Raw genomic sequence first — 25650 nt, forward strand, 5'->3', positions numbered from 1 at the left:
TTAACGAAAAATAGTAAGTGAAAGGGTGAATCTCATTAAATTTATATGTTATAACATAACGTTTTGAAGTAATTATTTTCTTTTCCAAAAATCTCTTTACACGGTCATGATGTTAGAAATAACACCCGGACATTCTCAACACGTCAATTTTGATTACCTTGAGACTCTCTACATTTAACGCAGATTCCCTGAGCTTCTATTGCCTTGCTATAAGCAACAAAACCGGCTTGAGAAAACTCTTCCGACAGGGCTGTCATCACTTTAGGGGCGGGGCGTTCTTCGACTTCATTGCAGCGCTTACAAATTAACAGTAACAACTCATGCTGATGACCTGAACAACTACAACCCACAAATGCGTTAAGGCTTTCCACTCGATGGATCAGGCCTTGTTCGATCAAGAAATCCAGTGCGCGATAAATAGTCGCTGGTTTTGCGGCATGTTGCAGAGGTTTGATACGATCCAGCAAATCATAGGCTTTGACTGCTTTGTGGCTGTCCCAAATCAATTCCAGCACTTGGTGACGAATGGGCGTTAACTGTACACCACGGACCACACACAAATGCTCGGCAATGTCCAAGGCTTCGCTGACACATTTTTTATGATCGTGTTCTAAGGGATGAGGATGGCTATGGCTTACTTCGGTAGAAGGATGCATTGTAATGGGCTGCTTATTCAAATAGTGATGTTATATTATATCGCTTGCTATCCGACGTCAATTCTCTTTTCCGGTCCCCATCATTGCCGTCAAGGCATCTTTTTCGCTCACAACAGGGAGTCGCTCACTCGGCACTGAATTAGCCGCCTGCCAATACATCGAGAACGATATGCAGTCCAATACCATAAGCATAGCGTCGATTAAGTCAGAACAACTCATGGATAGTCGGTGGGGCTTCGCGGACGATCTCGGACTCCAGCTTTTCCCATTGCTCGAAGAAAGTCAGTCCGTCAAACTTCTTGTATTCCATCTTTTGCTGCCCAATCAGTCGGTAGCTCAAGACTTTGCCACGTACCTGTTCAAGAACCTCCGCGTAAGACCCGATAAAACAAGTGCTGTTTTGATCAATCGGTTATTCAGCCAGTTAACTCGTCAACAGAGCGAAAGCCGCTAAGTCAGGGTACGGTAGAGAACTCTTGAGAAGATAAGATTTACCTTGCAGACTGACTCCTGATCAAGACCTCGCGGTTGCAAGGTCTCAAACTCTTCGGATATATCGCGCTTAACATCGGCCCTGCCCCGTTTTGTTTTTAGGAAGTTTGGCTGGCATGGATTACCCCATTTGTGCTGCGTTCCATACCTTGAGCGAGGACATATCGCCGCAACAGCACACAGACATAGTAACTGCTGCTATCCATGTATCACAGCAAGCCTTTACCGAGCTTGTTCTTTTTTACCCCGCAAAATACGACGCAAAATACAAACAGTTCGCTTCCGGCTTTTTCTTTGGACATTTTGGCGGTTAAATCGGCCAAGAATTTTTATTTAAACTATTGTATTCATATGTTATTTGCTTTAATATGAATATATTCATATTAAATATGACGTGTATTTTCCGCTAGATTCAGGGTGAATAAACAAAAGAAAGCGGGGGAATATTTTTCTGGTTAGTTGATTTGCGAATCAAGCGATTTACAAGTCAACTAACCGGCTTAACTTATGAATATATTCATAAGTTATTCTAAATGAAGTCCGTGGAGGCCTTATGTTAGTTAGAATCGTTGATAAACAACGCCAAGCGGTTAAGGTGATTAAAACCGCCCTTTTATCAGTCGGTATGATCGAACGCGCTGTTTGCGTGCAAGTCGATAGTCGGCGCGATCAATACGAAGGAGGAGAAAACTATTCGGTTTTTGTATCCGCACCCACTGGGGCCAATATTGAACCGTTTTATGTGACAGGTAAAACCCTCGTGGAGGCCGTTAACAATATGATCTGTTCGATCAAAATAGGGCAAAACAGCGCTAAAACGGAAGTTTCCGAAAGAGCGCCATTCTAAAGCGTTTTCGCATGATCCAGGGTAACCAACCGCCCGGCTCACACTTCCCCAAGTTCGCACATTAGGAATATTTAGATTATGTCATCTCAACAAACGAATCCGGTTAAGCCGCTTTCTTTGCCAAGCCGTCAGCACGGCGAGCAATATAATGCTCAAGTTTTGATGCTTGGCGACCGGACTTTTTCCGCTGATCAGCTACCCGAAATACTCAGCACACTAGCGGGCTTGTAGCCGCTTGCTCCGCCTTTTATTTTATTTGTATATTAGGAATTTGTCATGTATTCGACAGAACAATTAGTTGACCGGGTAACGCCGGTTAAAGATCAAGAGTCACAACTGGCGGTAATTCCCGCCAACCCGTTGGATCTCCCTGCAAGCACCTTTCAAGAAGGTTTGGATCGCCGTAAGCAAAACAGGGCTGCATTAATGACGTGGATTCGTGATGCATTAGTTGATGGTTCCGACTTCGGGAAAGTCCATATTGCCAGCCGTTCAAAATGCCAGGCCAGCAAAAACTGCCAAAATCCAAACCATTTCAGTAAATCAAGCCTGTTCAAGCCAGGCGCTGAAAAAATATGCGGCATGTTAGGCGTTACCGTGCGTTATCCGACGCTACCGGAGTATGAAAAAGCCGCACTCACCGGCACCAACCTAAGCCAAATTATCATTCGCTGCGAAATTGTCGACGGCTCCGGCCGGGTAGTGGCGGACGGTATCGGTGCGCGCATTATTTCCCAGGACAACGGCGACATTAACAAAAGCCTGAAAATGGCCGAAAAATCCGCTCACATTGACGCGACGTTAAGAATGGCCGGACTTTCTGAAGTGTTTACCCAGGATATTGAGGACATGGTTCAGCGCCGCGAAGCCGAAAGCATACAGCGGGCCGAGACCGAGCTGAATACGGGCTTTGCAGGCATTAGTAAAACTCAGCATCAGCAACTTGAAACTAAAATTAAGGAACTCGGACTTGATCGAGCCAGGGTTAAAGACTGGATGGCTAAAGCATCGCATAACCGCTTCACCAGCTTTTTAGAACTCAACCAGGACTTTTACCAAATTCTTTATAACAAGCTTGAGCAATTCGCGGAAAGTGGCTCAATGAGTGTTAAAGAGGCCTTATCGATTCTGGGCCTGAGTGCTTTTGCCGATCAGGAAGCTATCAAAACCGCCTACCGGAAAGTTTGTATTAAGTATCGCCCAAACAAAAATCCGGCAGGCCTGAAAATGATGAAAGCAGTTAATGCCGCTTATAGGTTTTTGAAAGAAACTGCCTATAACGGCGCAGAGCATCCGATCCAGGAAGAAGTAAACACCGATTTTGGTGATATGTTGAATGACGCGATAAATGCAGTTATCGGCTTGGACGGCGTCAGTATTGAGATTTGCGGTGCCTGGGTTTGGCTATTTGGTAACACCAGGGCCCATAAAGAATCGATAAAAGCCTCTGGTTATCGGTGGGATAACAAAAAAGCCGCCTGGTACTTTCGCCCAACCGATTCCAAAAACCGCAATAAAGGTGATTGGGGCATGGAGAAAGTAAGCGATACCTACGACAGAGGCACGCTATAAAGCTACTTTAGACCACTAAGTCACATCAAGAGCGGCGGTTTTAATCGCCGTTCGACCAAGTTGAGAAAACTATTATGAATAGATTATCCTTATACGAGTTAAGCGCAAACTACCTGCAAGCCTTGGACTTTCTGACCGACCCGGAAATGGACTTACCCGTTGAGGCCGTCAATGATACCTTGGAAGCTTTGGGTGGAGAGCTGGAAGACAAAGCTATCAACGTTGCCAAATTTCTTCGCAACATGGAAGCCACCGCCGATGCGATCAAAACGGCAGAGGCAGACATGGCTAAACGCCGGAAGGCCCTGGAAAACCGAGTACAGTGGCTGAAAAACTACATAAAAGGAAACATGGAGATCTGCGGCATCAGTAACATTGAATGCCCTCATTTCAAGCTCTCGATCTAAAAAAACCCGGTCATTGTTAATATCCTGGATGAAAGTGCGATCCCGGCACAATTCAAAGAGGAAATAACTAGCTGGAAAATTGATAAAATAGCGATCAAAGATGCCATTAAATCCGGTTCTATCGTGCCTGGCACAGAGCTGATTAATGGTACACGTCTAGCTGTTAAGTAATAGTTTCAACCTAAAAAGAGCCGCAGTAGCGGCTCTTTTTTTTGCTCAAATTATTAGTTCATTCATATAATAACCAAATAATACTTAAAAATTTCACTCATGAACGAGTACCTAATGCAAATAGGCGACATTGTAAAATGTAAAAGGCTTGATCTTAGCTTGATTCAAAAAGAGCTTGAATCCCGGTCTGGCGTGACCCAATCGATGATTAGCAAAATCGAAAACGGCAGCGCCGAAAACGTTTCCATTGATATACTCAGAAAACTGGCTAAAGCTTTAAACTGCGCCTTGGTTGATTTACTGCCTGAAGCGGACAAAAATACAAATAAAAAAGATTTTTTATAACAAGGTAAAGAAAAAACGCGCGATGGGGGGCAGGCCTTACATTTGACATTCTCCACTCTCTGTTTATGTCAAATGTAAGGCCTGCCCCCCATCTTTTGCATCCTGCCGAGCTGGGTTGGATGATTTTTGGGCGCCTAGGATTGAATTAATAAAGATTGCAATACAAAATTCACTGGATAAATCGACATACCCGTTTGGCCATTGATTTGCCAGCCGCTATTGCTTTTGTCCCAACATGTGATTAGCTTTACAAATCAATGAGTCAAAAAATCAACGACACTGGCCTCATTGATTGTGCTTGAGTCAGCGTTTAAACGAAAACAAGGAGCTGCTTGTCGCCACCAGCGTCTTATCAATGAGCCCTAACATATAATACAAAGACCTCACCCGACCAATCTTGGTTACAGTTATAGTGTCATAAGCATTCTGTTTTAAATCAGTGTTTTTGACTAACATCGAGCTTCCATCGCCTTCTCCCAGTGTTGCTTTCGTTTGTGTCATTATCTCGTTTTCTTCATCGTAAGCATTGAACTCATTTCCCGTTGGCAACTCCATTGGCTCCTCCGTTAGATTGTCAGTCACCACCGCCAACCAGCCCCCGTCATCTAAACATTCCTCCACGGTTTTAGTGCTGCGGTATATGCTTCTAAAGCTTAATTCAACAGCCGCACACCATGGGCAGGTTTCCTTCGGTCGGTTGAGTCCATTCCCGACCTTTCCTATCCCCTCATAGGGAAAACAGATAACCACATCACAACCTTTACCAAACACTGATGAAGCACACACCAAGGCGGCGGGCTCAGCGCAATTTAATGAGTGCCATCCACAGATCCATAGATCGGCGCCCGTCGAGACAGTCTCCAGCTTTGTCAATAATAGTTTGTCGCTGCCCTTATTCTCTCGAAACGACACGTAACTCATCAGTGCTTGGCGAGCCGGTGTTCTTAGTCCAAGAGCCGTTCTAATGCGCATTTCAATCGAGGCATCATTTGTTCTCTGTATCATCGTTTCATAGTTTGTCCTTAGCACATGCTTTAATTCGCAGCCCTTCTGTTCTTCATTGTGGTCTGTTGTTATTTGCTTTTTGGTATTTTCTAGCCTCGTAATTTTTTTCGCCGCTTCTTTCGCCCACGGGCTTTGATTGTCCGTTCTTCTGGCTATGATCGTTCTATCTCTTCTAGCGTTCAGTGTCTCGCCATCTATCCCAGTCGTGTTAGCTTTAACGGGTATGAATGTTTCATGTTCGGTTGATTTTGGTAACGCCAGATGCCGTAGATATTTTTCAAAGTATACGGCATCCACCTCGCAATCTACCGCACTTGACACACCCAATATAGGTATATACACATACTCACCCTTATTCGCGTCTCTGTGATACGTCCAAGATATACACACGCAACCAACAGATCTGACAAGGGGGTGATCTTCCTTGAGTTGCACGGTGTTTAGCTTTAGCATGCGTGTCAGAGCTGCAACGTCATCCCCTATTATGTTGTATTTTCGCATCAGGTCATCGGATGTATCTTTAAGTTTCGCGTAGTTCATAATCGGAACAGACCGAATCACCCAATCCTTCTTAGGAAATATCGCACCCACCGGAAGACCCGAAGGACTCACCACGAAGTTTTCCTGCATTAGCCGTGCCCTTATAGCCGACCCGTAGAGCTGTTTAGCTTCTTGTTTCAAGATACTTTGTTGATTCCCCTTAGCCTTACCCCAATCGATATCAAATTTTTTGACCGCTTCTCCCCATTTTTCCTCATTCATTAGTTGCGGGGCATAAAACGCTTCATCCTGCGCCACGAGCCCTTGTAGAACCTCCTTCGTATACGTTTCCTCTTCTGCTAGTACCTGGTTCACAAGTTTCGACGCATAAATCCTCATATCATCCCCGAGTTCCCATGCCGTCGTTTTACTGTAAAAGATACGGTCCAGAACATCTTTCGGGTTTCTTGACCAGGAGTCTTTTACTGCCTTTAACACCTTTTGGTACGTCTTAACGTTCGATTTGGCTCTTTCTCTCGTCTCTGAGGCAAGTCGTTTGCGTTGTCCGCTTTCCAGATGCTTGCTCAATACCCCATCTATCAAGAAAGTCCCGGCACGCAAATACTCCCGTCCATCATTTAAATAGTTACCATCCACCTTAAATATTGGATACCAGTCATATATTTGTTTTCCTGTCTTATCATGTTCCCTATTAATACCGATCTTTTGGTTCGGACCTCTTCTTGATTGCATCACGAAATCATCTTCAATATAAAGCACATCATAGCTGCTTACTTTTCTTCCGGTGCATCCATCGAAAAGCGATCCATTCAGTATTCGAACCAAGTGTGTAGTGCCTGTTACGAAAACTCTCTTTTTCATTACTTTCACTTTTTGTTTTTGTGAATAAGAAGACTACGTCTGTAGGGTAGCTCGTAAAATAAAATAACATAAAAAACAGGCCCCCATTGGCTGCGGCTGCCGAGGATACCCTACCAAATAAATATTAAATATACCATTGTTTTTTAAGGTAAAACTTGTAATACAATGCTTACACAATGTAAGCAAAAAGAAACAAATTTAAGAGACCGAAAAAAGAAATAAAAACTTGATCACGCACAATTGGACCGGCTCTGACACTATATATTGCGGACACTCACGATTTGCGCCTTTTTGAATACCTGTCCGGCAGAAGTTTGCTTGGCAGAAAAGCTCGATAGTAACATTCACTTCGCCGTTGGCACGTAGAACATGTACCTCTATCTGGCTACCCGCCTACAAAACCAACATTCCCCCTCCCTTTTATGTTTTTTATTGAAAAACACCGCCTAATCTCCTATCCTCCCTGCTGAGGTTTTGACTGAGGTTAAAGCTTTTTGCTCGCTATGCTCTAAACTACTCGCATTGGAGACTGTATGAAGATTGGTATACCTAAAGAGATTCACCCAGGTGAAAAACGTGTGGCCACTACGCCTGAGGCCGCAGAACAAATTATAAAACTGGGTTTTTCCGTCCTGGTCGAAAGCGGCGCGGGGCTTGCCGCGAATATTTCTGACGAAGCCTACAAAGAAGTGGGCGTTGAAATCGTTGACAATGCCAAGACCCTGTGGAAATCAGCGGACATCGTCATGAAAGTTCGCGCGCCCGAACAGCACCCCGAGCTGGCGCTGGACGAAATTGACATGTTGTCCGAAGGCGGTCGTTTAATCAGTTTTATCTGGCCTGCACAAAATGATGTATTAATGCAAAAACTGGCGGCCAAAAATGCCACGGTACTGGCTATGGACAGTGTGCCGCGTATGTCCAGAGCGCAAAAGCTCGATGCGCTGAGCTCCATGGCCAATATTGCCGGTTATCGCGCCGTTATTGAAGCCGCACAGCATTTCGGGCGGTTTTTCACCGGACAGATTACCGCCGCCGGTAAAATTCCACCGGCCAAGGTACTGGTGATCGGTGCCGGTGTTGCAGGTCTTGCCGCCATCGGTACCGCAAAGAGCATGGGCGCTATCGTCAGGGCTTTCGATACCCGGCCCGAAGTTAAAGAACAAATTGAGAGCATGGATGCCGAGTTTTTGATGCTGGACTTTAAAGAAGAAGGCACCGGCACCGGCGGTTATGCCAAAACCATGTCCAAGGAATTTATTGAAGCTGAAATGGCCTTGTTTGCCAGACAGGCGATGGAAGTGGACATTATTATCACCACCGCGCTGATCCCCGGCAAACCGGCACCCAAGCTGATTACGGAAGGCATGGTTAAATCCATGAAGCCGGGGAGTATTATTGTCGATCTGGCTGCCGAACAAGGCGGTAATTGCGCATTGACTGAGAAAGATCAGGTTGTCGTCAAACACGGCGTGACGATTATCGGTTACAGCAATTTACCCAGCCGTTTGGCTAACCAATCGAGCCAGCTTTATGCTACTAACCTCAGGCATTTGTTAACGGAACTTTGTCCTGAAAAAAACGGTACGATCAACGTCAATATGGACGACGAGGTGATACGCGGCACCACGGTCATTAAAGAAGGCAAGATCACTTGGCCGCCGCCACCGCCCAAACTCTCCGCCGCCCCTGCCCCGCAAACCGAAGCACCTGCTTATGCATCAGTACAAGAACAAAAAAAGTCTGTCGTTCCTGACTCGATTAAACAATTTATACCTTTAGTTATTGTCGGATTGGCTCTGTTCGGCATTGGATCGGTTGCCCCTGCATCGTTTATGACGCACTTTACCGTGTTTGTGCTGGCGTGTTTCATCGGTTATCAGGTGATATGGAATGTGTCGGCATCGCTGCATACCCCTTTGATGAGTGTAACTAACGCCATCAGCGGCATTATTGTAATCGGCGCTCTGGTGCAGGTTTCCGCGCCGGACTCTAATATCAGCATCCTTGCCGGATTAGCGATACTCATTGCATCTATCAATATTGCCGGTGGCTTTTTAGTCACTCGTCGTATGTTAGAAATGTTCAGAAAATAACAGGAGAATATGATGTCCCAAAGTTTAGTTACGATGTCTTACATCGTCGCCACCATTCTGTTCATTTTCAGCCTGAGTGGTTTAAGTAATCAGGAAACAGCCCGCAAAGGCAATTATTACGGCATGTTAGGCATGGCGATTGCCATCATCGCTACCGCATTAAGCGCATCGGTTACCTCCTACGCCATTTTGATCGTTGCGTTGCTAATCGGCGGCGCTATTGGCGCTAGAGCTGCATTAAAAGTTGAAATGACGCAGATGCCGGAGCTGGTCGCCATCATGCACAGCTTGGTAGGTATGGCTGCCGTGTTGGTGGGTTATGCCAATTTTATGGATAGCTCTACCAACCTGGTCGGTGTAGAAAAGAATATCCATGAAATTGAAATTTATATTGGCATTCTGATCGGGGCCGTTACTTTTTCAGGTTCGGTCATTGCTTTTTGCAAACTCAGTGAACGTATTAGCGGCAAACCGATGTTATTGCCGGGGCGTCATTGGTTAAATCTGGGTTTACTGGTTGCAGCCATCGTTCTGGGTTGGATGTTTTTACAACAAACGGAAAACGGCGGCGGTTCTCTCCCCTTATGGATTATGACTGGGATTGCGCTGGTGTTCGGCATACACATGGTCATGGCTATCGGCGGCGCTGATATGCCGGTGGTGGTGTCCATGCTCAACAGCTATTCAGGATGGGCCGCTGCGGCAACCGGCTTTATGTTAAGCAACGATTTATTGATTGTGACCGGCGCATTGGTCGGCAGCAGTGGTGCTATTCTGAGTTACATTATGTGCCGCGCGATGAATCGCAATTTTATCAGCGTTATTGCAGGGGGATTTGGCACCGGCTCGGGTGGCGAAGCAGCCGTCATTGAAGGCGAAGTTCAGCCTATCAGCGCCGACGAAACCGCGCAATTATTGCTGGATGCAAAAAACATCATGATCATTCCAGGTTACGGTATGGCGGTTGCGCAAGCTCAGCACACCGTTAATGAAATCACCAAGCTGCTGCGCGATAAAGGCAAAAAAGTCGGTTTCGGCATCCATCCGGTTGCAGGAAGAATGCCCGGTCACATGAACGTGCTGTTAGCCGAAGCCAAAGTACCTTACGACATCGTTTATGAAATGGACGAAATCAATGAAGATTGGGCACATGTTGACGTATCCATCGTCATCGGCGCTAACGACATCGTCAATCCGTCAGCGCTGGACGATCCCAACAGCCCGATTGCCGGTATGCCGGTACTGGAATGCTGGAAAGGTGAAACCACTGTCGTACTTAAACGCAGTATGGCGTCAGGCTATGCCGGTGTCGGTAATCCGTTATTCGTATTGGAAAACACCCGCATGTTGTTTGGCGATGCCAATGCGACTATGCAGGCGGTATTGAAGGCGTTGAAGGGGTAAGGCATTTATCGCGAAGACACGAAAAAACGAAGTAACAGCTTCGTGTCTTTGCGGTTAATTGTTTATTTATAGCGCTTGTTTGTCCGAAACAATTCCGCCATTTTCCACACGATTCCGGCCATTATGCTTGGCTTTGTATAAGGCGGAATCGGCTGATTTAACCAAGCGGGTAGCAATTTCACTGTTGATTGAAATAGATGTGCTATCAGGCACGTAAGTCGACACGCCTATAGAAACGGTGACCGAAATGGAAATATCATTAACTGCAATGACTAACGTCTGAATAGCTTTGCGTACCCGTTCTGCAATTTCCAGAGCCCTGGGCGCATTGATATTTGATAATAAAGCAACAAATTCTTCTCCGCCGTAACGAACAAAGATATCATTGTCTCTCAACTGGTTTTTGATGGCGGCCGCCACCATAGACAGAACCACATCGCCACCTTGATGACCATACTTGTCATTGACTGACTTAAAAAAATCTATATCAAAAAACTGGCAGGATAACGGCTCTGCGTTGCGTTGACAGTAATTTAACTCTTCGCCTATCCGCTGCTCCAAAAAACGTCTGTTATTAACACCTGTTAATGCGTCGATGTAACTACCCCGTTTTATTTCTTCGAAGTGAAGATTATTTTCCAGGCAAACACTAATTATAGAACTGAGGTGTTCAATGAAATCTGTAGCCATATCATCGGCGAACCTATCCAGATGATAGCTGCCGAGATTTAAAGTCCCCAGATATTTGCTTCGTCGAGTTAAGGGCGTAATGGCAACACTGACTGGCTGTTTTTCAGTGTGCGAGAAAAAGTCAGCGCATTGGCTATCTTCATACACGCCAATATAAGGCTGAATGGCAGTTGATTTTATAGGCGTTTCGCTACCCAATAGCATTAAACCGTTTGTTGAGCCGCATGGATAACCATTATCAATAAGCGTTTTTTCGATTTCACCTGTTTCATCAATCAGGCATAAGCTGATCACATCAAGATCAAAATAGTTTTTAGCCTCTTCAAGCAGATGGTCAATAATGTCAGGTAAGGAATTGAGCTTTAGCAATCTTATTTCAAACGCCCGAAATTTCTGTAAAGTAATGCTGTTTTTCTGGACGCGCTCAAACAGGGTTTCTAAATGGCTTTGTAGCGCAGCTAAATCAGTGGTTAAATCTTCTTCCACGTTATTCTCTGAATAATTAAGGCAACCCTGTAAGCCTAGCAGTTTTCTGGAAAACTGCTGAGACTGTCATGTGTATACTGCGTAGAGTGTTGATGTTATTTTTTATGTTTGTGCTTAGCCGCTGTCTATTTGTTCTTGTTCCGCTCTACTTTATCAGGCTTATTAATCGTTTTTATTTAAGCTGGTATTGACTGGCAAGAGCAACCGTTTCTTCGGTCATTCGACCGTCAAAAAACGGTATGCTCCTGGCATATTTTCTCGCTATCGCTTTGACTAAGCTGTTCTTTGGTTAAGCCGCAGACAAAGCCATCCGAAGTTCTGGTGAAATATTTACATGTTTTGCACAGCCCGAATGATTGGGATTTATTGGCTTTTTGCAATGCAGTCAATGCATTAACAAAAACATTTTCCTGGCTTTCATTTTCTTCGAATATTACCGAGGCCTGACTGTATAAATCTGTCGGGCGGGCTTTATTCAAGATAGCATCGCCCTCAGCCACAAGGCTAAGATGCACCATGCGCCGATCATTTACATCGGCTGTTTTTTTTATGTAGCCTTTTTTTTCCAGCAACAGCAAAGTTTGGGAAACGGTGCCGCGGGTCATACCCAGGTAATTGGTGAGCGCTGCCGGGGTATCGCTATAGCGGTTGCAGCGAGACAAATAGTCCATTACCTGCAAATGGACCGGTTGCAAGCCTAATTCTGTACACTTTTTACGTTCTTCAGACCGAATCAGCGCTGACATCCGCTCGATCAGATCAAATACATCAACTTTTTCCATAGAGCCTGTAAACATTTATTAATGTTGACAAAAAATAATATTTTATCACAATTTATTAAGTATCGAATCGATATTGTTGCTGTGTCAGTAAATTTTCACGTGTTTGTTCAGTAATTGAATTTATTTGTTGCCGCTAAATAGGCTATAGCAGCGGCAGGGGCACAGTCCGCTATGGTCATATCTGATTGAATGATGGTTATCGGGAATAAATCGGAAAAATCCAGATAAGGACGGCCTAAGTTTAATGCAATCTGTTTAACCAGAAATCGACCTACCCCGGCACCGATTAATGGGCTGTTTTGTGGAAGTTTATGTTGGGATAATCGAGTTTCGCAGCCGCGTTGTATTTGCTGTATTTGTCGGCCTCGGATGTTTTCGGCGAATTGTTGCCAACGCGGCAGTTCATCGGGATAAAAATCACAACCTATCATCCTCGATAAACGTCTTGCGCTGGCTAAAACAGTTTTTTCCGCACCATCCGCAGTGTCGGTTTGATCGTGCATGTCATTGAGTTCGCCGGTGACCCGGTAAACATCGGCCATGGTGGCGAAATACTCAGCCATCAGACCGATTTTTTGGCCTTGATCCTGTGCTGTTTGCGTAACGGCCATCACCGCAGTCCTGACAATACCGGTATAAATCAATTCTTCAGATATTAAACGCTGATAATCGGTGTAACCTTCCGCCAGCACTTGCCCGTCATTGAGTAAGAGTATATCCGTGGTGGTGCTGCCGGTATCGACAAAAAGCCCGTTGCCCAACTTTTGCGCGGCAAATGAAGCACTCGCCAGCCAGTTGGCAGAAGCGATAGACGTATAATGCCTAGCTTCAACCTGCGTGTCTTTCAGAAAACTTTCCTGGCCTGCAAAAACCAGTATTTCTGATACCGGCAACAGGTTGATCATGGTTTGAATGATTTGCTTAACACCATCATTCCTGTTATCAAACAAATCGACCAGTTCACCGGTCATGGTTATGGCATGACGAGAAGTTGAGTCCGGCAGTTCCTGCATAATAGCGGTTACAGCATGTTGCAGCTGAGCTAAGCCCTTCCACAACGGACACGGTTGCTGATAAACGGCGATAATCTCACCACAGCTATTGATTACCGCTGCTTTAACATGAGCGCCGCCTATGTCCCAACCCATAATGTTAGTTTGCATGAGTTTCCTGTTGTGCTTGAACGGTAATGGGTCTGTTGTAGGCCGGGTTGAGTGCCGGCTCGCCATGCAGTAACTGCAAAACAGCCTCGACAATATTGATGCCTAAAGCATCATAGATACCGACAAATGAAGTGGTCAGGCGGGGATTTATTTCGAGCACCCAGGTCCGCTCGTTTTCTATCAAATCGATACCCGCATAACCCCATAACTCAGGCAAGGCTCGGGCTATTTTATCAATCAATGGCTGATACAGGCCAAGGTCTGGATGGTGATTCACCACGATGTCTGTCAAGTGATATTGTTGGTTGATAAACTCAAAACGCTGTAAATTGGCACATACTAGCCAGCCGCTGCCTTCCTTGAATAAACACGAAAGACTGGTTTTTGTGCCGTGAAGATGCGGTTGTATGACATATCCACTTTTTCGTACAGTCATCTGCTCAAAGTCCTGCCGGGTTGTGAGAACATAACTGTCCGCACAACCCACGCCATCAATCGGTTTAACTATCCATTCACCGGAGGAGGAATAATCATCAACCATTCGGGTAGGAACAGCGGCTATATGATGCCGGTTGAGTAGCTCATAAGTTTTGAGTTTGTTACCGGCAATAGCAACGGCCGTTGCAGGTGATGTCAGTAGTATCTTGCCTAATGATTCAACCGTTTGACACAAGGTTTGTAAAATACCGTCAAACTCCGGCGCTATCGGCCATATCAAGTCGGATTGCTTAACCAGTCGAGCGAATTCTTCTGTAATGTCATGCTCCGGCCTGATAATAACGGCGTTTATGCCTGTCATGCCTATTGAATCGATAAGCCGCCAGTCGAACATGACGGTTATTTCAAAACTTTTTAATTGGATCAGGTTATCGAGCAACGCATTGAGCATCAATCTCCCTTCACTAGCCAGGGAGTCCGGCAGCTCCTGCTTATTAAAGCCGCCGCCAGTGATATATTCGAACACCAGAATTTTCACAATACTCAATAAACAACTATAAAATAGAATGTAATATTGTATCATCAGTCCAAAACTTACTTTGGACTCAAGCTTTGTTTTTTATGAAAATAATCCCGGTAATAGATTTAAAAAACGGTGTCGTAGTGCACGCTCGGCAAGGCAATCGCGAACACTACCAACCCATTAACACTGACTTGTGCAAGTCCTCTGATATTTTTCAGGTTATTGAGGCATTCCTGGGTATTTATGAGTTTGATACTGTCTATATTGCAGACTTGGATGCGATCACTCATCAAGGCAATCATAACCATTTAATAACCGACGTACTGACTCGTTTTCCGCAAATAATATTTTGGATAGACAAGGGTTATCAAAAATACGACGAGGGCACACAGCTTCCCGGCAACACTCTGCCTGTTTTAGGAAGTGAATCTTATCGAAATGATACTATTTCAGAAATCAAAGCCTATAAAAACAACTTTATTCTTTCGCTGGATTATTCAAATACGAATACTTTGGGTGCGGACAGTCTTTTTTCAGACCACACTTTTTGGCCTGAAAATATCATCATCATGACGCTGGAGCGCGTGGGCAGCAACCATGGTCCCGACTTGAACAAACTAACTGATTTTTGCAGGCAATACCCGGACAAAAAATTCATTGCCGCAGGCGGTATAAGAAATAAACAGGATTGTGTGCTTTTGAGTAAGGCGGGAATTCATCAGGCGCTTGTTGCCAGTGCGTTGCACTCATGCACTATTAAATCTGAGGATATTGCAAAAATTTCAGGCAAAAAAATACCCCATTAAACCGGGGTATTTTTAGCATTCTTGATAACTAAATAAAACTTAGTTAGCAGCGAATGGATGTACAGCAGTACCTTTAGCAGCAACAACTTCAGCTGCAGTAGGAGTACCAGCAACAGCACGTTTCAGAGCTTCTTTAGTAGCTTCGTAGTTGTATTGTTGGATTTTAGCATCGTCTTCTGCAGCCCAGTGAATGAATACACCAACTGATACGAATAAATCATCAGCTTCAGCAGCAGGGATTGTGCCGTCTTCTACACAATCAGCAACAGCCATAGCAACACCGCGTTGTGCTGGGCCAAACATTTGAACAGCTTGTTTTGCGCCTTTGATTGTTACTTTGTTGAACATAACAGTTGAAGGTTTAACCATCAAGTTAGGTGCAACAACAGCTAACAAGCTAGAAAAGCCGTCTTTGTTGTTTGTTAAGCAGTTTGCAAATGCAGTTTCAGCTGCTGAACCACGTGGTCCAACCATCAAATCGATGTGGGCAACTTCGTTGCCTTCACCAACTAAAGATTCGCCAACACATAATTTATTGATTTTAGCCATGCTTGTTATCCCCTGTGAAGAAAAAAATGAAAAAATTGAATCTACTATCGACATTATTAATGTCCCCTTATTTGTTTTTAACAAATTCCTTTTGAAGCCCTATTAGTAACCGTATTGTTACTGATTAAGATCCTCTAAAAATGCCGTCAATACTGTCGCCACAATCATGTCGGCTGTAGTACCCGGATTTATATCATAAAGCTTAAGCTCCTGATCCAGACAAAAAAGCAATGGCTTTATTTGCTCAGGATTATCAGTTTTAGACAGCTCCTCACTGAGCTGGGCCATTTTGGTAGCTATCATCTCAGAGTACTGATCTCCGTATTTCCTTTCGATATGACTATCGGGAAATTGACTCAGCATGTCAGCATACACTGCCACTGCAGCCCAATTCCGGTCACCCCATCGATCAAGACTAATATTATACCTTAAAAGTAGGAAATTAAAAATATCTTGATAATCAGTTGTGTATTGGAGTGCAATACGATCTTTTGCGCCGGCTATTTTCATCGCTTCAGTCAATGTAACCGAGGCTTTTTCATTGACGTCCTGCTGATCGGAACTACCCAAACCACCCGGCGATGCCAACGTTATGGCCTTAAAAACCCAATCGGCATCTTCTATCGTTGTCTCGGCAATAACCTTGCTGACCGCCTGCCTTAAGGTTAATTCTGAGTCTTTGTGACTGATAGCCTGAATCAATGGCGCACAAAGTAAAACAATACCTAAATTGGTATTGCAACCTACCGCCTCGCGGGTTGCCTTGACGGCATAATAGATTTTCTCGCCCAATGAATAATCGGGATTACAAAGAGGTTCCGCACTGACTTTGGCACTGGTTCTGAAATCGGCCACGGTCATATCATGACCCTCCGCATAAACACTGACATTGCCGGGCTTAAATGCCTGCACGTCAACCTCGCAGGCTTGCCGATAAAGCTCGCTGAGTTGCTCCGGTGAAATCATAATGCGGCTACACGCAACTCAGGTTTGTTTTTGTTCATCTTGCGGGTAATTAAATCGTCCGCCATCAGCCCGGCAATATTGACATCGCAAACGCTTTCCAGTCCTTTCCAGGCCGGTATGCTGTTAACTTCAATGACCGTGCAACGCCCTTCCCTATCCCGAATAATATCGACGCCGGCATAATCCATCGATAATGCGGTCGTCGCTTTAACGGCCAAATCGACCATTTCGGGTTCCAAATCAATCAGCTCGCAGGTGGCGCCACGGGCAACGTTATTGAGCCAGAATTTTCCGCGTCTGCGCATCGCTGCAACCGCCCGGCCGTTAATCACAAAAACGCGATGATCGGAAAATCCGGCACCTTCGCAATGAACAAAACGTTGCAGGTAGTAAACGCCATGACTGCCGGTCAGCCAGAACAAGTCGGTCGATTTTTCAATGCGGCGTATACCCTCGCCTTGCGAACCGAACAAGGGCTTGCTGATCAATAAATTACCCTGCTTCAATTCGGCTTCCGCAATCCTTAACGCCTCATCCCGATCACGCAATACCCAGGTCATCGGCGTCGGCAGTCCGGCATTGTGCAGTAAAAAGCTGGTCATGGCCTTATCGACACTGCGCTCTACCGCATGGCCGTCATTGTAGACAGGAATCGCCATCGCCTTTAGCGCATGCAGAAAATCCAGATACAGCACCACCTCTTCAAGCGAACCGCCGGGAACGCCGCGCACAAAAGCCGCATCGGGAAGCGCGTGCTCAAAGCCTGGAATAAAGATCGGTTGCCTACCGGGTTCGATTGCAAACCGGCATTGGGTCAGCGAAACGTAATCGCAGGTGTAGCCACGACTGGCAAAGGCCAAGCTTAATTGTTTGCCATGCCAGCCGGGATCATCGGTAAAAATTGCTATTCGACCCACGCCTACGCTCTACGCCCCAAACGACTGGTCCAACAAAGCATTATCGAGCTTGCCTGCGCGGAAACTTTTGCCGGATTCCATCGCAGTCACAATAACGCTGGCCGGACTGAACAACATCGCATCGATTTTAAAGAAGTCGTATTCATACTGCTTAAAGATATCCGCAAACGGTTTACCGTAATCTTTAGAGGTTGAACTGGGCAGCTCATTAGCCAGCTTTTCAGCCTCTTCGTCGCTGCCTTTTACAAAGATATGCACCTGACCGGCAAATAAAATCGCATCATTGGTACGCCCCATGGCTTTGACAAAATTCGGATGCGGAGGACAGATAGGCGCGCTGCCGCTACCGTCGATGATATTTTCCAATGGAAAATGCAAGGCATGAGCCTTGTGCATAGCGACTTCCAATACTCGTGCAACAACCTGTACGCCACCGGCCAGACTGCTGGTCGGAGTAACAATGATAGTCAGTTTGGATGGATCGAGCTTGCAGGCGGCGGCGACTTTTTCAACGATTTCAACCGGCGGAACCGCATCGTTTTCAATCACTAAGACAGTGGAATCATTGCTATCCTGATAACCCAATTCTTTGTACAAATCTTCAACCGGTTCCTGCTTGCCGTTTTTTAGCTTGGTTGCCATAGCACGCGCAGGGCCTGAACCTAAGGCGTAATATTTCTCATGAGACAAGCTCCAACCTGCATATTGACTACCCAAACAGCCCAGAACCGGATTCCCTGTGTGTACGTTTACCGACAGTGGCCAATTATCGGTATAAGTGCTGTGACTGATAGTTACAGTGCCCATGCCGCCCAGGCAGATTTCAGCAATAATGCGCCCCGCCTCGATTCCGCCCGGCACTTTAATGCCCGCGTCGATGATGGTGCAGCCATTGGCTAATTTTTCCACGCCTAAACGCAATTTGTCGGCATTATCGAGCAAATGCTGCACCAAGGGCTGGGTCAATTTGTTAACGCTGGCTGTATATTCCATGAGGGTCAAAACCTTTCTAGTTTATTAATGATAAGTTGTTGTTTAGTCAGCAGCTGCTCTGCAACTGACCGTGAGTTTTTTGGGTGGGCAATAATACTGCACAATGGCTGTCCTGCGCGACACATATTGCCGGATTTGGGCAAATCCATACACCAATCCGGCCATTCGAAATGATCGGGAATAAGTAAATCACTCTCGGCATAAACGATTTGATAGCCGGTCTGCGGGGGTCGCCCAGTTTCTGACAACTGGACGGCTAAAGTCGTCCCCATGCAGGATTGAATATGTCTGCCCAGCAAATCCTTGCCATATAACTGCATACTGGCTGAGGGCCGTGGATTGATTTCCAGAACATAACTGCGATCATCCGCATGAATAAAATCCAGCGAATTTAAGCCTTTCAGCGCAAACACCGGAATTATTTGTTTTAGCCAGTCCGTTAGCACCGCTTTGTGTGCATCCGGCAGATCAGCACTATTGCTTACCCCTGAAAAAACAAATTCCTGAGCTTCGCTTAAACGAACAGACCATTGGCTATTAAAACCAATAACTTGCACCTGCTGACCGTCAGCTAAAAACAGCGCCGAATACGACGCACCGGCTTGAAATCTTTGCCAGTAAACCGAATTATCGGCAGCATCGGCATGATAACGTTGTATCCCGACACCGCCCTGCCCTTGCATAGGCTTAATCAGCCAACCCTCTGTATAATCAGGCGGGCTAAAAACAACTTGAGGATACGGAATGTTTAATGCATCGAGCCTTGAAAAAAACGCCTGTTTATCCAGTTGCCTTGCAAAAATATCAGGTTGATTACCCAGTATAATCAAGCGACTATTTAGATAATGCAGACTTTCCGGAAAACATTCAAAACCGCTGCCGTAAATAACACGGGTTACCGCATAACGCTCGATAAAATAATCCACGGCAGGAGTCAGGTCTTGTTCGGCTAATGACTTTACCTGACGAAAATCTTCTGCATAAGCTTGTGTGTCCAGATCGGCGAACAGGTCAATGACCAGCGGCCTTAAGCCCGTATTTTTTGCAGACTGCGCCAGCATTCTTGCTGAGCCGGCAACTATCAATATCGTTTCCACGCTACATCACATGCTAATCAACAAAAACAGCGCCTCCACTATTCCGCGCACTGGCAACAACAAAACTCAATTTATCGAAATGCGCAAATTCCCGTCTGGCCTGATCGGCAATCGATTCAGCCAACTTCACTCCATCAATAGCGCAAAACCCGGTCGGCCCCCATGAGGTCTGACCAATAGCCACCGCACCTTGTCGTTCCAGCCATTGCATGGCAGCGGCAACTTCGGGACTGGTAAAAACGCCGCCCTGAGCCGAGGAAAAATGCTCGCCAACCGAGCGTTGCAACTGACTGATCACATCGCCGAAATTAATAATGTCGTTTTCAGCTACCGCAGGGAGTCCTTGCATCAGCAATAAGTAGCATAACCGCGCGGCTTCCTGTTGGGGAAAAGGCGGCAGCTTTTTAAAGGCCTGTATTTCCTGTTGACCATGCAAACCCTGACCGCGCTGATCGAACACCAGAATAAACCGCCAGTCATCGGGTATATCCATGTGCGCCAGCACCGGTGGCGTGATGGTTTTTTCGCCGCGACCGCCATCGACAACAAGCCCGCCCTGCTCAAAAACGCCGATGCCGATACCGGAACGCAAGCCTCGGTCGGTCACGGCGGCAATTTCACGTATGCTAAGCCCCAAGCCGTAAAATTCATTAAGCGCCGTGCCGATTGCCAGGGACATTTGCGTGCCTGAACCCAAGCCTACATGCTCAGGAATAGCGGTTTCAATGGTTATATTGAGTTTGTCTGATACGTGTAGAACCTCGCACAACATGGACACACACTTTTCCGCCCGCTGTGCGGCGGGACCGGTGACGGCGAGTTGTTCGGCAGCGGCTACCGACAGGCTGGTGCTGATTTCATTAAGCGCAACGCCGATGCTGCCGAAATGCCGGCCCAATGATCCGCTTAAATCAATAAACCCCATATGCAATCTGGCAGGGGCAATGACTGAGATTTTAGAGTGTTTAACTATCAAGGTTTGTGCTGTGTTGTGCTGCAAAAATAGCTCGAAGTATACATGATCGACCTATCGGCTGCGAACTAAGCGCGAATGATATGGGTCAATTGTTCCAAATCGCTGATCATCAAGTCGCACAGTTCAACTGTCAGCGGATCGACTCGCGCTATCGATGGTATAAACACCGAAACTGCCCCCGCTCTGGATGCCGCCACGATACCGGTATGAGAATCTTCAATCACCAGACACCGGCTGATGTCTACTTGCAACAACTCGGCGGCTTTTAAAAAAATATCCGGTTCCGGCTTGCCTTGCAGGACGTGATCGCGGGTGATAATGATTGAAAAAACCTCTTCGATTCCTGCCAGTTCAAGACATTCCAGTGCATTTTCGGCCAGGCTGTTAGTCGCCAGGCAATAAGGTATTTTTTGCCGGATCAGCAATTCCAGCAATCCGATAAAGCCGTGTTTGATTTTTATACCGTGAATATCAACGTGTTCACGCCAAAAGTCGCCACTTAAGCGATTAAACGTTTGCACATTAAACTCAGCCCCGCAATATTCAATCAGTTTCAGTTCTACATCCTGATAATGGCGCCCTGATAGCGACCGGCAAAAAGCATCTGAAAAATCATAGCCCATAGCGTTTGCAGCCTGTTGCCAAGCGATAATGTAGGTACTCTCGGTATCCAAAACCAAGCCGTCCATATCGAATATAACCGCAGAAAAATCAGCTAACTTAAGCACGGAATAACCTTGATATATTCCCCGTGTGCTTCACGACTGGAGCCGACTACGATGCGTTTAACGCCGTGTTGGGATTGTTCCAGCACGCCCGACACTTCGACCATTTCACCGTTAACAGCCTGCCCTGTATAAGTCGCCGTAAAGCTGACAATAGCATTGATCTGCTGATGATCTATTTTAAATTCAGCCGGATAGTCGAACGCGTGAGCATCATTAATCACCCTGCACTGTAAAGTAATCGCCCCGCATTTTTGATACACGACAGCCTCGGAATTTGCGCAACGATCAATAAAATTCAAATCGAATTTTCGTCCGTTAATCACGGCCTTGTTGCATTTGCGCCGCTCATGCCAGACATAGTCACCAAAACTCAACTCGCACGAACGGCGCTCGTAAGATTGCTGCCAATCCCGATCATTCAAGGCCTGTAAATGTCCCTGTTCGATAAGCTTGCGGGTAATTGCCCGGCATTGGTGAAAAATATCCCTACCGTAACAGACCAAATCAATATCCGAACTTTGATTTTGCACACCGACCAGAATGGATCCGGTGACGCCGGTTTGCGCCAAATCCAGACCGTATTGCTCAAATAATTTGCATAACCTGAATAAATCGCGTTCGACAGCATCATGCCGGGGTGCCTGCATAAGCTGTTGCAACCTGTGTTTGGGCTGATGATGCTTGACGATCCGGTCTGCGTCGACCGCATGCAAATGCGCATCCAAGACCGTAGAGTAATGCAGGTAATCGGAATGCTGTTGTTGCAGAAGATTATTGGCTTGCTCAGTTGCAACCTTTTTCCAGCCGGAAGGCGTAAGCACATAGCGCAAAAAGCACAGCACTTTACCGCCTTCCAGACCCTGTTCCACTACAGCAAAAATAAGCCCTTCAGCGGTTTCAATAAAATCCTTGGCAAAAAACATGACTTAAGAGATGAGCCGGGCTATTTTTTGTCGCAAGCGTAAAACGCATGAAACCCTACTAGGCAAGCAGCACGCATCATGCCTAGTAGGCGAATTTACGTTGATCCATTGCGGCTGGCGCGGTGAAGAACTTTTTAAAATAAGGCATAAAGCTGACAGTAATCGGTATGGAATAAAAACAATACATCGCCGCCGCTTCGCCGGTCGACACGCCGAATACCCACTGAGGCATAAACAGCGTCATAATCGCCATGCCAAAATGATACGAAGCGATGCGCCAGTTATCTTTCCAGACAAAACCGCTAATCGCCAAAGCAAAAAACGAACCGTGCGTAACCAGCAAACCATATGCACTGGCGATGTGGTAACCGATATGGTATTTACCTATAAACAAACACGAGACCATATTGCCTATAAAATTCGGTGCAATTTCGAATAGTTGTAGTTCTTTTGGCAGAAAACTGAAAATCAAAAATGACGAACTGAGGATTACCCCGGTGATGGTGGCTTTTTTCAGCGCGGTTTTATCGGATGAATAAGTCGCCAACGCAGGCATAATCGCCAGTGCTTGCAAACTGATATGGTAGACCGATAGCTCACTCAGAAATTGATTCATGCCATAACCGCACTGATCTGCGACCGGATAGCCAAAATACTGAATAAATTCCATCAACGAAAAATGAAAAATGGCATAAGACCTGGCAACCCGAACCCACAACGGCTCGCTTTTATCCAGATAAGTAACACTAGATGCGGCCAGTCCAGCCAGACCCAAACCCAGAGACATATCAGCACTAAAACACATAAATTATTCCATAACTCATTGTTGTTAAAAAATTGCGCCAAAAAATTACCTTTAATTTTTTGTAGAAGTTTTTTTATTTTACAGGCTTGAAAGTATCATGACCACCCGGTCTGGTTCAAAAATAATTATTTTGCTTCTGAAACCAGCGTATGAGTAATTGCGATAGCCGTTCAAGTTGAATCTGGCAGCATACCGGAATAAGGAGCTTGCGTAATATGGGATTTCCTGGCTTCGAATACCCTGTATCCCGGTGCACTTCACGTATAGCGATTTCGATGCACAGGTGATACATTCTATGCATGTCCCTATCATGATGCAAACCGCAGCGGCTCAAAGCAAGATTCCTTGTGTATATCATTAAGAAAAAAAGAGGCACTCGCTCTTGTTCCTCTGAATAACAGAACCATTATCCAAAAACAAACAGAGCAACACTCCGAGACAGAGTAAGAAATTTCCCGATAAATGATGATTTTTTGAAGCTGTTTTACATTTCAACGGAATTTTATCGTACCGTTGAACATCACAAGCCCCGCTTAATAAACAGTTTATAACCTTAGCAATAAAATTTTGGCCGCAAATAAGGCGCGATTTAAGACTTTTGAATATTTTCGACAAAATAGGAAAAACGTATGACCAGTCTTTACCAGATCAAGATAGTCATTCTACTGTTAATAGCCGTGCTCGCTTTGACAACGGTCGCGCGCAAGCTTGCCATTCCTTATCCCATTCTGCTGGTGGTCGGGGGTTTGGTCTTGAGTTTCATACCCGGCCTGCCCACAGTTCATCTTGATCCGGATCTGATATTTCTGGTGTTCCTGCCGCCGCTTCTTTGGGCGGCCGCCTATTTTACATCTTGGCGAGATTTTCGTGCCAACGCCCGCCCGATCACACTATTGGCCGTGGGCTTGGTACTGGCCACGACGGCAGCAGTTGCTAGTGTCGCCTATGCCGTGCTGCCCGGCCTTGGGTGGGCCGAAGCCATTGTTTTGGGAGCCATTGTCTCTCCCCCCGACGCTGTCTCGGCTACTGCAATCATGAAGCAACTTCATCTCCCTCGCAGGGAAATTTCCATACTGGAAGGCGAAAGTCTGGTGAACGATGCGACCGCTCTGGTACTTTATCGGGCAGCGCTTGTAGCGGTGGTCAGCGGAAACTTTGAGCTGAGCAATACAGTCATGGACTTCTTTCTTGCGGCAACCATGGGCATCGCTGTCGGGATCGTCGTGGGCGTCGTGAGTTGCTGGGTTTTACGACTGACCGAAGATAGTTTCAGTGAAATCGCCATTACGCTGTTGGTGCCTTACATTGCCTGGGTCCTGGCCGAACAGGCCCATGCCTCTGCTGTCTTGGCTTGCGTGACTGGAGGCCTTTATATCCGCCAACACTTCAGCGCAATCGTCGCACCCATTACCCGAATTCAGGCCAAGGCGGTGTGGGATCTTCTCGTATTTATTCTCAATGGCATCATTTTCATCCTCATCGGTCTGCAACTTGACACTCTCCGCGAGGCGATTCCGACCAGCCAACTAGGTCTACTCACCGTGAACGGCTTACTGGTAAGTGCGACAGCCATCGTTGTCCGTCTGGTATGGGTTCCTGTTGCGGCCTGGGTACCACGATTCCTGAGTCCCTCGCTACGGGCGCGCGACCCGATGCCGTCCTGGCCGAATCTGTTTATCCTCGGCTGGAGCGGCATGCGCGGCGTTGTCTCCCTGGCTGCCGCATTGGCCCTGCCGTTGGCCACTGTCGCTGGAACTCCTTTTCCCTTTCGTGCGGAAATAATCTTGATAGCTTTCATGGTGATTCTGGTCACATTGGTATTGCAAGGTTTGTCATTTCCGATGTTAATCCGCATCTTGAATTTAGATGACGACAAAAGTATCAAGCATGAGGAAAGGCAAGCCAGGGAACGCGCAGCAACGGCAGCGCTGGCGCTTCTTGATGCCATGACCAATGAAGACTGGCCGGTTCCTGATCATATCGAACAGCTGCGGATCCATTACAGTCGTCGCTTGCAACGCAATGTCGATGTCGAAGTTCCCGGCAAGGAAGGTACGAAAGACGTAACCGAGGCATTCAGGCGTTTGCGGCACGAGACCCTGACAGCGGAACGATTGACTGTGATTAGTCTTCGGAACGACGACGTGATCAGCGACGATGTCCTGCATCGTCTTGAACATGAGCTCGATGTCGAGGCACTACGGATCGGCATCGGCGAACTGCGAGTTTCATCCGGTCGGCACTCTAAAAAGCCATAGGCATTGAAAGTTACTGTATAAAACGTAGCCGTTAAGCGCATTAATCCAGATATTATTGGGGCTAGTACTCAGTCAGTCTTGTTATGTCGCGTAAAAATTGTTTAGCTCAGCGTAAATCCGCTCATCCTTCGACAGGCTCAGGACGAACGGATTTACTTTTACCCGTGAATACCGAAATGCCTCACGCTTGCTA

The 25650-nt window shown here is 46.2% G+C and carries 24 protein-coding genes and 1 pseudogene; 9 read left to right on the forward strand and 16 right to left on the reverse strand.

What is annotated here, in order from left to right:
- Positions 1-143 precede the first annotated feature (143 nt).
- The gene (locus Q8L79_RS17350) at positions 144-656 is read right to left on the reverse strand and encodes a transcriptional repressor (protein ID WP_305273800.1); all 513 of its coding nucleotides are present in this window, start codon (positions 654-656) and stop codon (positions 144-146) included.
- 205 nt (positions 657-861) lie between these two features.
- Positions 862-996 (reverse strand): hypothetical protein, encoded by a 135-nt coding sequence (locus tag Q8L79_RS17355; protein WP_305273802.1) that lies wholly within the window; start codon positions 994-996, stop codon positions 862-864.
- A 705-nt stretch (positions 997-1701) separates the two neighbouring features.
- Between Q8L79_RS17355 and Q8L79_RS17360 the strand changes: the two genes are divergently transcribed.
- The 5 genes and pseudogenes from Q8L79_RS17360 to Q8L79_RS17380 all read left to right on the forward strand — a co-directional run bounded on the left by Q8L79_RS17360 (position 1702) and on the right by Q8L79_RS17380 (position 4490).
- Positions 1702-1995: a hypothetical protein gene (locus tag Q8L79_RS17360; protein WP_305273804.1), complete on the forward strand. Its 294-nt coding sequence runs from the start codon at positions 1702-1704 to the stop codon at positions 1993-1995.
- Positions 1996-2073: 78 nt separating this feature from the next.
- Positions 2074-2226 carry a hypothetical protein gene (locus tag Q8L79_RS17365; protein ID WP_305273806.1) on the forward strand — a complete coding sequence of 51 codons (153 nt, stop codon included), beginning with the start codon at positions 2074-2076 and terminating at the stop codon, positions 2224-2226.
- Between the two features lie 45 nt (positions 2227-2271).
- Complete coding sequence (locus tag Q8L79_RS17370) at positions 2272-3567, forward strand: J domain-containing protein (protein ID WP_305273808.1); 1296 nt, start codon at positions 2272-2274, stop codon at positions 3565-3567.
- Between the two features lie 74 nt (positions 3568-3641).
- Positions 3642-4145, forward strand: a pseudogene (locus Q8L79_RS17375) (siphovirus Gp157 family protein).
- A 114-nt stretch (positions 4146-4259) separates the two neighbouring features.
- The gene (locus tag Q8L79_RS17380; protein WP_305273810.1) at positions 4260-4490 is read left to right on the forward strand and encodes a helix-turn-helix domain-containing protein; all 231 of its coding nucleotides are present in this window, start codon (positions 4260-4262) and stop codon (positions 4488-4490) included.
- A 303-nt stretch (positions 4491-4793) separates the two neighbouring features.
- On the opposite strand, the gene Q8L79_RS17385 is transcribed toward Q8L79_RS17380, so the two are convergent.
- Positions 4794-6857, reverse strand: a complete 2064-nt coding sequence (locus Q8L79_RS17385; protein ID WP_305273812.1) for a hypothetical protein — start codon at positions 6855-6857, stop codon at positions 4794-4796.
- A gap of 533 nt (positions 6858-7390) precedes the next feature.
- Here Q8L79_RS17385 and Q8L79_RS17390 point away from each other — a divergent pair.
- Positions 7391-8953: a Re/Si-specific NAD(P)(+) transhydrogenase subunit alpha gene (locus Q8L79_RS17390; protein WP_305273814.1), complete on the forward strand. Its 1563-nt coding sequence runs from the start codon at positions 7391-7393 to the stop codon at positions 8951-8953.
- 12 nt (positions 8954-8965) lie between these two features.
- Positions 8966-10357: a Re/Si-specific NAD(P)(+) transhydrogenase subunit beta gene (pntB, locus tag Q8L79_RS17395; protein ID WP_305273816.1), complete on the forward strand. Its 1392-nt coding sequence runs from the start codon at positions 8966-8968 to the stop codon at positions 10355-10357.
- A gap of 66 nt (positions 10358-10423) precedes the next feature.
- Here the strand turns inward: pntB and Q8L79_RS17400 are convergent, their stop codons facing one another.
- The 4 genes from Q8L79_RS17400 to Q8L79_RS17415 form a co-directional block, all read right to left on the reverse strand.
- Complete coding sequence (locus tag Q8L79_RS17400; protein WP_305273817.1) at positions 10424-11533, reverse strand: sensor domain-containing diguanylate cyclase; 1110 nt, start codon at positions 11531-11533, stop codon at positions 10424-10426.
- 227 nt (positions 11534-11760) lie between these two features.
- Positions 11761-12315 (reverse strand): MarR family winged helix-turn-helix transcriptional regulator, encoded by a 555-nt coding sequence (locus tag Q8L79_RS17405; protein WP_305273884.1) that lies wholly within the window; start codon positions 12313-12315, stop codon positions 11761-11763.
- 107 nt (positions 12316-12422) lie between these two features.
- Positions 12423-13478 carry a hydantoinase/oxoprolinase family protein gene (locus Q8L79_RS17410; RefSeq protein ID WP_305273819.1) on the reverse strand — a complete coding sequence of 352 codons (1056 nt, stop codon included), beginning with the start codon at positions 13476-13478 and terminating at the stop codon, positions 12423-12425.
- Entirely contained in the window at positions 13468-14454 is a 987-nt protein-coding gene (locus Q8L79_RS17415; RefSeq protein ID WP_305273886.1) for an ATP-grasp domain-containing protein, read from the reverse strand. Before Q8L79_RS17415 ends, Q8L79_RS17410 begins: the two co-directional genes overlap by 11 nt.
- 83 nt (positions 14455-14537) lie before the next feature.
- Between Q8L79_RS17415 and Q8L79_RS17420 the strand changes: the two genes are divergently transcribed.
- Entirely contained in the window at positions 14538-15245 is a 708-nt protein-coding gene (locus tag Q8L79_RS17420) for a HisA/HisF-related TIM barrel protein (RefSeq protein WP_305273821.1), read from the forward strand.
- Positions 15246-15284: 39 nt separating this feature from the next.
- Here Q8L79_RS17420 and fae read toward each other — a convergent pair whose 3' ends face one another.
- From fae to Q8L79_RS17465, 9 genes are all read right to left on the reverse strand, one after another.
- Positions 15285-15794 (reverse strand): formaldehyde-activating enzyme, encoded by a 510-nt coding sequence (gene fae, locus Q8L79_RS17425; protein WP_027150261.1) that lies wholly within the window; start codon positions 15792-15794, stop codon positions 15285-15287.
- 117 nt (positions 15795-15911) lie between these two features.
- Positions 15912-16760 carry a triphosphoribosyl-dephospho-CoA synthase gene (locus tag Q8L79_RS17430; protein WP_305273826.1) on the reverse strand — a complete coding sequence of 283 codons (849 nt, stop codon included), beginning with the start codon at positions 16758-16760 and terminating at the stop codon, positions 15912-15914.
- On the reverse strand, positions 16757-17677 hold the full coding sequence (locus Q8L79_RS17435) for a RimK family alpha-L-glutamate ligase (protein ID WP_305273828.1): 921 nt from the start codon (positions 17675-17677) through the stop codon (positions 16757-16759). Before Q8L79_RS17435 ends, Q8L79_RS17430 begins: the two co-directional genes overlap by 4 nt.
- A 9-nt stretch (positions 17678-17686) precedes the next feature.
- A complete protein-coding gene (mch, locus tag Q8L79_RS17440) occupies positions 17687-18670 on the reverse strand; it encodes a methenyltetrahydromethanopterin cyclohydrolase (RefSeq protein WP_305273829.1) in 984 nt (327 codons plus the stop codon).
- 5 nt (positions 18671-18675) lie between these two features.
- Complete coding sequence (locus Q8L79_RS17445; RefSeq protein WP_305273831.1) at positions 18676-19767, reverse strand: ATP-grasp domain-containing protein; 1092 nt, start codon at positions 19765-19767, stop codon at positions 18676-18678.
- A gap of 13 nt (positions 19768-19780) precedes the next feature.
- Complete coding sequence (locus Q8L79_RS17450; RefSeq protein ID WP_370870035.1) at positions 19781-20767, reverse strand: beta-ribofuranosylaminobenzene 5'-phosphate synthase family protein; 987 nt, start codon at positions 20765-20767, stop codon at positions 19781-19783.
- 41 nt (positions 20768-20808) lie between these two features.
- The gene (locus Q8L79_RS17455) at positions 20809-21471 is read right to left on the reverse strand and encodes an HAD family phosphatase (RefSeq protein WP_305273833.1); all 663 of its coding nucleotides are present in this window, start codon (positions 21469-21471) and stop codon (positions 20809-20811) included.
- Positions 21459-22394, reverse strand: coding sequence for a hypothetical protein (locus tag Q8L79_RS17460; RefSeq protein WP_305273835.1), 936 nt, complete (start codon positions 22392-22394; stop codon positions 21459-21461). The genes Q8L79_RS17455 and Q8L79_RS17460 overlap by 13 nt, the downstream gene beginning before the upstream one ends.
- Before the next feature lie 82 nt (positions 22395-22476).
- Positions 22477-23199 (reverse strand): DUF5765 domain-containing protein, encoded by a 723-nt coding sequence (locus tag Q8L79_RS17465; protein WP_305273837.1) that lies wholly within the window; start codon positions 23197-23199, stop codon positions 22477-22479.
- 629 nt (positions 23200-23828) lie between these two features.
- On the opposite strand from Q8L79_RS17465, the gene Q8L79_RS17470 reads away from it, so the two are divergent.
- The gene (locus Q8L79_RS17470; RefSeq protein WP_305273840.1) at positions 23829-25457 is read left to right on the forward strand and encodes a Na+/H+ antiporter; all 1629 of its coding nucleotides are present in this window, start codon (positions 23829-23831) and stop codon (positions 25455-25457) included.
- Positions 25458-25650 lie beyond the last annotated feature (193 nt).

It is taken from the genome of Methylobacter sp., assembly GCF_030680395.1.
Classification (GTDB): Bacteria; Pseudomonadota; Gammaproteobacteria; order Methylococcales; family Methylomonadaceae; genus Methylobacter_A.